Here is a 6,147-nt window from a genome sequence, read left to right as displayed (position 1 = left end):
CGTGGTACCCGACCCCGCGGGGTCGGGTACCACGCCACCGGACACGCGGTAACAGCCCCGCGCTCGTTGACGCTTGGGCCCCCTTCACCCCCGGAGGACGAACCAAAACGGGCCGTGGTCCCCGCCACCGATCGCGCGCGACGGTCGCCGTGTCCACCGGTCGTCACGGTTGCCACGCCTACCAGTAGTGCTTCCTGCCACCCACCGCGCGCCCGGTGGCACCGAGCAGAAGCAACAGCGCCCCGACGACCAGCAGCACGATGCCAATGGTCCACAGGATGGAAAGCCCGGTGATCAAGCCGATCACCAGCAAAATCACACCGAGAACGATCATGACGTCCTCCGTCTCGTCGTGACTTCAGTATGCGCGCCGACGGCCCGTCGGGCTCGGGGGACGAAATCCTCACCGGCGGCGGACGAAATCCTCACCGCGCCCGGAGCGGACCAGCGGGTATGCGCCGATGGCTCCGCCCAAGATGCACCGTGCCCGGTGGCGCCCAAACTGAGAACCATGGCAGAAACACGTCGTAAGCGGGCAGCACCCACCTCGCCCGCCACGCGCAAGGGCTCATCGGGCAGTGGCCCCCAGGGTGCGGCCCGGGCTGCCTGCCAGAGCCTGGAGGGCCTGATCGCACATCCGCTGGAGGGCGTCTCCGCCGTCCGGCGCGCGGACGACGGCTGGTGCGTCGTCGTCGACGTCCTCGAGGTGGCCCGCATCCCCGATACGACGAGCCTTCTCGCCTCCTACGAGGTGCGGCTGGACCAGCAGGGCGAACTCGTGGAGTACCGCCGAGTGCGCCGCTACCGAAGGGGTTCCGCCGACGAGTGACGCGGCGCCCCAGAACGGAAGGACCCGCATGGCCACGACCTCCTACTCCGACGAAGTCACCTGTCCCCCACGTTCCGGAACCCTCTACGACGTGCTGGAACTCATCCTCGACCGGGGCATGGTGATCGATGTCTTCATTCGGGTGTCCCTGGTCGGGATCGAGATTCTGAAGATCGACGCCCGCATCGTCGTGGCGAGTGTGGACACGTATCTGCGGTTCGCGGAGGCATGCAACCGGCTGGACCTGGAGCGGGATTCCGGCAGCACGACGATCCCCGAACTGCTCGGCGGGACCGCGGCCAAGTCGATCGGCAAGCGGAAGGTGCGCAAGGCGGCGGAATCGGTGGGCGACACCGTCCGCAAGGCCGTCGGCGCGGACGACCACGACGCCGACCCGGAGGACGAGGCCGAAGAGCCCGTACGCCCCAAGAAGCGGCGCGCTCCCGAGCGTTCCGGCAGCGCCCGTCGCCGCCGCCCCGTGGAGGCCTGAGCCATGCCGGCACAGGGCGTGTACGTCTACGGCATCGTCCGCCGCACCACGGCGGTGCCGACCGGGCTGAGCGGCGTCGGCACGCCCCCCGCCCGCCTCACGGCCATCGGGCGGGGGGCGGTACGCGCCGTGGTCAGCGAGGCACCCGTGCGGCTGCGCGCCCGGCGGCGGGACCTCATGGCGCATCAGGAGTTGCTGGTCAGGCTCGCAGAGGTCGATTCCGTCCTGCCGATGCGCTTCGGCATGGTGGCGACCGGCGAGCAGACGGTGCTCCAGCAACTTGCCGCCACCGAGAAAGCATGCCTGGAGGCCCTGGAGCAGTTGGCCGGACGGGTGGAGATCAACCTGAAGGCGTTCCCCGCGCAGGACGCGCTCGCCGCGGTGGTGGCCGAGGAACCACAGGTGGGCCGCCTTCGTCGGGAAGCCCGCCGGTCTCCGGGTTACGAGGCTTCGGTGCGGCTGGGAGAGGCCGTGGCCAAGGCGCTCGCGCGCAGGGCGGCCGAGGCCGGAGAGCAGATCCTGGCCGAGCTGACTCCGACGGCCCGCTCGGTGTCGAGAGGGCCCGAGGTGCGCGACTGCGCGCTCAATGTGTCCTTCCTCGTCGACCGGGCGCGGGAGGCCGAATTCCGAGCGGCGGCCCGGAGTCTCGCCGACGCGCGCCCCGATCACGTCGACCTCAGGATCGTCGGCCCACTGCCCTGCTACAGCTTCGTGCCGGCGGGCGACCCCTCGCTCGCACCGGCTCGGACGGGTGCGGCATGGGGCTGATCACGGGCATTCTGCTGCTCCCCCTCGCTCCCGTCCGCGGAGTGGTGTGGGTGGCGGAGAAGATGCACGACGCCGCGGAGCGGGAGTTGAACGATCCGGCCGTCCTCAGAGCCCAGTTGGGCGAGCTGAACCGCGATTTGGAGGAAAACCTCATCGACATCGAAGAGTTCGAACGCCAAGAGGAACTGCTGCTCGACCGGCTCCACGCCGAGGGCGTGGCGGCGAACCGGACGATCGAAGGTGACTGACCCATGGATGACACGGCCAAGGTGACGCTCGCTGCCGCGGTGGTGGGCGGGTACGTACTGGGGCGGACGAAGAAGGGCCGGCTCGCGATCACGGTCGCGACCTACCTGGCGGGACGACGATTCGGCCTCGAACCGAAGCAACTCGCGGCCGAGGGCATGCGGCGGCTGAGCGACGTGCCGCAGATCGCCGAACTGCAGGAGCAGTTGCGGGGCGAGGTCCTCGACGCGGGCCGCCAAGCGGTCTCGGCAGCCGCCAACCGAGGGATGGTCTCGCTGGCCGAGGCGATCGGCGATCGTACCTCCCGGCTCGGTGAACGGGGACGTCCCGGCGAAGAGGACGAGGAAGAGCCCGACGAGGAAGAGGAGTACGAGGGGGAGGACGAGGAGGAGCCCTGGGACGAGGAGGAGGACGAAGCCGAGGGCGAGTACGAGGGGGAGGACGAGGAGCCCGACGAGGACGAAGAGGAAGAGGAAGAGCCGGACGAGGAAGAGCCGGACGAGGAAGAGCCCGACGAGGAAGAGCCCGACGAGGAAGAGCCCGACGAGGACGAAGCCGAGGAGGAGCCCGCGCCGAGCCCTCGTACCCGCAAGCGTTCCGCGTCGCGCCCCTCGGGAGGTGCCGCGAAGAAGGCCGGATCTCGGAAGTCTGCGCCGGCCAAGAAGGCGGCACCCGCCAAGAAGAGCGCGGCAAAGAAGGCCCCTCCGGCGAAGAAGGCGGCTCAGGCCAAGAAGGCACCTGCCAAGAAGGCGGCTGCCAAGAAGGCGGCACCCGCCAAGAAGAGCGCGGCGAAGAAGGCGCCGGCCAAGAAGGCAGCTGCCAAGAAGGCCCCCGCGAAGAAGGCACCTGCGAAGAAGAGCGCAGCAGCCAAGAAGACGACGTCGTCCAAGCGGGCGGCTTCCAAGCGTGCCGATCGCCGGAGGTAGCGAGCCATGGCAAGCAACGAAAAAGACGGTTCCGAGGACCACCTGTCGGGTGTCGAGCGGCTGCGTCAAGAATTGTCGGGCTATCTCTCGGGGCAGGTCGAGCGTCTGGCGGAGAAGGCCGGCGAGAAGCTCACGGACGTCACGGGCCAGCTCACCGATGTCGCCCAGAACGGCGGGTCCCTGCCGGCGATCGGCTCGCGTGTCCTGCAAGGGGAATCGCCCCTGAAGGCATTCGTCTCCGAGAAGGCGAAAGGGGTGAAGGACAACGTCGTGGGCAAGGCGAAGGAAGCCTTCGGGGGAGGCGACGGCGACGGAAAGGGCAAGGGGAAGAGCAAGTCGGGCGGCAAGTCCATGAACATCATCGAGTTCCTCGACGTGGGCGTGCCGTTGCGCGAGGCGTACGACCACTGGACGCAGTACGACCAGTTCAGCAGCTTCACCAAGGGCGTCCAGAGCGTCTCGATGAGCGACGAGATGGAGAGCGACTGGAAGGTGAAGATCGGCCCCTCCTCTCGCGGGTTCAAAGCAACCGTGCAGGAGCAGGTTCCCGACGAACGGATCGTGTGGACCTCGGAGGGAGCCAAGGGCAGCACGCGCGGCGCCGTCAGCTTCCACGAACTGGCGCCCTCGCTGACCCGGATCATCCTGGTGGTGGAGTACTACCCGTCGGGCTTCTTCGAGAAGACGGGCAACCTCTGGCGTGTCCAGGGGCGCCGCATCCGCCTCGACTTCAAGCACTTCCAGCGTTACGTCACCCTCAGCGCCGAACCCCCCGAGGGCTGGCGGGGTGAGATCCGCGACGGAGAGGTCGTCGTCTCCCACGAGGACGCCGTGGCGGAGGAGGAAGCGGAGGAACAGGAGGGCCAGGAGGACGAGTACGAAGGCGACGAAGAAGAGGACGACGAGTACGAAGACGAAGGGGACGAGGGGGACGAGGAGGGAGACGACGGCGAGTACGAGGACGAAGACGCGTACGAAGACGAGGACGAGGACGAGGGGGACGATGGAGAAGAAGCGGACGACGTAGACGACGAGGACGGCGACGAAGAAGAGGAAGAGGAGGAAGAGGAAGAGGAAGAAGAAGCGCCTCGTCCCAGGAAGCGGAGAGGCGGCGGTCGACGATGACGGACATGACGTACCGGCAGCCCGCCGACACCATTCCCGGTCCGCAGACGACCAACCTGGCCGACATCCTGGAACGTGTTCTCGACAAGGGAATCGTCATCGCGGGAGACATCAAGATCGACCTCCTGGACATCGAGTTGCTCACCATCCGGCTCCGGCTCTTCGTCGCCTCGGTGGACACGGCCAAGAAGGCCGGAATCGACTGGTGGGAGACCGATCCCGCGCTGAGTTCGGCTGCGTCCCGCAGCGCTCTCCAGGAGGAGAACCGCGAACTGCGCGCACGGGTGAAGGCGTTGGAGTCGTCCGAGGGCACCGAGGAGCGGAAGAGATCCGAGGAGCGCGCACGCACATGACCAGCACCGTTCGCAGGGGCACCGCCTCCGGGAGCGACGCCCTCTACGTCTTCGCCGTGTGCCGCGACCTCGACCTCACCTCCATGTCCCTCGGGCGGCTTCCCGGCCTGATCGGCGAAGAACCGGTGCGCGCACTGACACTCGGATCGCGTCTGTCGGCCGTGGCGCAGACCGTGCCCGCGGACGACTTCACCGAAGAGGTGTGGCAGCAACGCCTCGCCGACCGGCAGGAACTGGAGCGCTACGCGCGGGCGCACCATGCCGTGGTCACCGCCGTCGCCGCCGGCGCACCCACCGTGCCGCTGCCCATGGCCACGCTCTACCACGACGACGGGAACGCCCGGACGGCGCTCGCGTCGCGAGCGACGCGGTTCGAGCGCGCGCTCGACCGGGTCGCCCACCACAGCGAGTGGGGCGTCAAGGTGTTCCTGTCCCCGTCGGAGACTCAGGACACCGTGGCCGCCGCTACGGCCGCCGAGCCGGAACGGGCACGTCCCGCCGCTGGTTCGGGGCTCGCCTATCTGAACCGGCGCCGCAACGTCCAGGAGAGCCGGCAGCGCCGTCATGTCGAAGCCGGGCTCAGGGCCGACGCGGTGGACGAGGCGTTCCGCCGGGTCGCGGCGGAGGCCCGGAGACTGCGGCTGCACTCCGCGCCCTCCGCCGAGGGCCAGGGCGTACAGGTACTCAACGCCACCTATCTGGTGGCGGAGGACCGGTCGGCCGAGTTGCACCGGCTGGCGGACTCGCTGCGGGAGCCGGGCGACGCGCAGGTCGTGCTGTCGGGTCCCTGGGTGCCGTACTCCTTCGTGGGCGAGGTGGAGGGATGACCCGCGAAGTGGTGCCGTGGGACTCCCCCGAACCGCTGAGTGGCCCGATCGGGGTGCCGCTGGTCGACCTGCTCGACCGGGTTCTCGCGACCGGAGTGGTCATCAGCGGGGACCTCGTGATCGCCATCGCGGACGTGCCACTCGTACGGCTGTCGCTGCACGCGCTGCTGTCCTCGGTCAGCGAACGCGTGCCCGCCCCGTGGGCCGACGGCGGGCCGCTGTGACGGAGGCACGGCTCGACCTCGACCGTGAGCGGATGGGCCGTGACCTCGTCACTCTCGTTCTCACGGTGGTCGAGCTGCTGCGCCAGTTGATGGAACGGCAGGCGATCCGCCGGGTCGACCAGGGAGACCTCACCGACGAACAGGCCGACGAGATCGGCGCCACCCTGATGATGCTCGACCAGCGGATGACCGAACTCTGCGAGCAGCACGGCGTGCGCCCGGAGGACCTCAACCTGGACCTGGGTCCCCTGGGGTCACTGCTGCCCCGGGACTGACCGGCGCGCGTACCGGGACCCGGCCGAGAAGCGCGGACGGGGAGTGCGGCGTAGCGTGGCCGAGGGTCGGCCCGCCCGTCGTCG

The 6,147-nt window shown here is 69.1% G+C and carries 11 protein-coding genes; 10 read left to right on the top strand and 1 reads right to left on the bottom strand.

Features of this window, described 5'->3' with window-relative positions:
- Positions 1–178: 178 nt before the first annotated feature.
- Positions 179–334, bottom strand: coding sequence for a DUF6131 family protein (locus ACWD3D_RS32225; protein WP_451464272.1), 156 nt, complete (start codon positions 332–334; stop codon positions 179–181).
- A gap of 177 nt (positions 335–511) precedes the next feature.
- Here ACWD3D_RS32225 and ACWD3D_RS32220 point away from each other — a divergent pair, with 177 nt between their 5' ends.
- From ACWD3D_RS32220 to ACWD3D_RS32175, 10 genes are read left to right on the top strand one after another with little or no spacing between them, the layout of a single operon-like run.
- Positions 512–829: a gas vesicle protein GvpO gene (locus tag ACWD3D_RS32220; protein ID WP_451464271.1), complete on the top strand. Its 318-nt coding sequence runs from the start codon at positions 512–514 to the stop codon at positions 827–829.
- A 28-nt stretch (positions 830–857) separates the two neighbouring features.
- Positions 858–1,319: a gas vesicle structural protein GvpA gene (locus ACWD3D_RS32215; RefSeq protein ID WP_451464270.1), complete on the top strand. Its 462-nt coding sequence runs from the start codon at positions 858–860 to the stop codon at positions 1,317–1,319.
- 3 nt (positions 1,320–1,322) lie between these two features.
- Positions 1,323–2,087, top strand: a complete 765-nt coding sequence (locus tag ACWD3D_RS32210) for a GvpL/GvpF family gas vesicle protein (protein WP_451464269.1) — start codon at positions 1,323–1,325, stop codon at positions 2,085–2,087.
- Entirely contained in the window at positions 2,078–2,335 is a 258-nt protein-coding gene (locus tag ACWD3D_RS32205) for a gas vesicle protein GvpG (protein WP_451464268.1), read from the top strand. The genes ACWD3D_RS32210 and ACWD3D_RS32205 overlap by 10 nt, the downstream gene beginning before the upstream one ends.
- A gap of 3 nt (positions 2,336–2,338) precedes the next feature.
- A complete protein-coding gene (locus ACWD3D_RS32200; RefSeq protein WP_451464267.1) occupies positions 2,339–3,259 on the top strand; it encodes a histone protein in 921 nt (306 codons plus the stop codon).
- A gap of 6 nt (positions 3,260–3,265) precedes the next feature.
- Positions 3,266–4,384: an SRPBCC family protein gene (locus ACWD3D_RS32195; RefSeq protein ID WP_451464266.1), complete on the top strand. Its 1,119-nt coding sequence runs from the start codon at positions 3,266–3,268 to the stop codon at positions 4,382–4,384.
- Entirely contained in the window at positions 4,381–4,737 is a 357-nt protein-coding gene (locus ACWD3D_RS32190) for a gas vesicle protein (protein ID WP_451464265.1), read from the top strand. The genes ACWD3D_RS32195 and ACWD3D_RS32190 overlap by 4 nt, the downstream gene beginning before the upstream one ends.
- Positions 4,734–5,564 (top strand): GvpL/GvpF family gas vesicle protein, encoded by an 831-nt coding sequence (locus ACWD3D_RS32185; RefSeq protein ID WP_451464264.1) that lies wholly within the window; start codon positions 4,734–4,736, stop codon positions 5,562–5,564. Before ACWD3D_RS32190 ends, ACWD3D_RS32185 begins: the two co-directional genes overlap by 4 nt.
- The gene (locus ACWD3D_RS32180) at positions 5,561–5,788 is read left to right on the top strand and encodes a gas vesicle protein (RefSeq protein ID WP_354727897.1); all 228 of its coding nucleotides are present in this window, start codon (positions 5,561–5,563) and stop codon (positions 5,786–5,788) included. Before ACWD3D_RS32185 ends, ACWD3D_RS32180 begins: the two co-directional genes overlap by 4 nt.
- A complete protein-coding gene (locus ACWD3D_RS32175; protein WP_451464263.1) occupies positions 5,785–6,063 on the top strand; it encodes a gas vesicle protein K in 279 nt (92 codons plus the stop codon). Before ACWD3D_RS32180 ends, ACWD3D_RS32175 begins: the two co-directional genes overlap by 4 nt.
- Positions 6,064–6,147 lie beyond the last annotated feature (84 nt).

Source organism: Streptomyces sp. NPDC002690 (genome assembly GCF_053592415.1).
This window is presented reverse-complemented; position numbering and strand designations above follow the sequence as displayed.

What these genes read in the sequence shown, in the direction of transcription:
- ACWD3D_RS32225 (WP_451464272.1), bottom strand. Translation starts at nt 334, where the DNA reads ATGATCGTTCTCGGTGTGATTTTGCTGGTGATCGGCTTGATCACCGGG.
- ACWD3D_RS32220 (WP_451464271.1), top strand. Translation starts at nt 512, where the DNA reads ATGGCAGAAACACGTCGTAAGCGGGCAGCACCCACCTCGCCCGCCACG.
- ACWD3D_RS32215 (WP_451464270.1), top strand. Translation starts at nt 858, where the DNA reads ATGGCCACGACCTCCTACTCCGACGAAGTCACCTGTCCCCCACGTTCC.
- ACWD3D_RS32210 (WP_451464269.1), top strand. Translation starts at nt 1,323, where the DNA reads ATGCCGGCACAGGGCGTGTACGTCTACGGCATCGTCCGCCGCACCACG.
- ACWD3D_RS32205 (WP_451464268.1), top strand. Translation starts at nt 2,078, where the DNA reads ATGGGGCTGATCACGGGCATTCTGCTGCTCCCCCTCGCTCCCGTCCGC.
- ACWD3D_RS32200 (WP_451464267.1), top strand. Translation starts at nt 2,339, where the DNA reads ATGGATGACACGGCCAAGGTGACGCTCGCTGCCGCGGTGGTGGGCGGG.
- ACWD3D_RS32195 (WP_451464266.1), top strand. Translation starts at nt 3,266, where the DNA reads ATGGCAAGCAACGAAAAAGACGGTTCCGAGGACCACCTGTCGGGTGTC.
- ACWD3D_RS32190 (WP_451464265.1), top strand. Translation starts at nt 4,381, where the DNA reads ATGACGGACATGACGTACCGGCAGCCCGCCGACACCATTCCCGGTCCG.
- ACWD3D_RS32185 (WP_451464264.1), top strand. Translation starts at nt 4,734, where the DNA reads ATGACCAGCACCGTTCGCAGGGGCACCGCCTCCGGGAGCGACGCCCTC.
- ACWD3D_RS32180 (WP_354727897.1), top strand. Translation starts at nt 5,561, where the DNA reads ATGACCCGCGAAGTGGTGCCGTGGGACTCCCCCGAACCGCTGAGTGGC.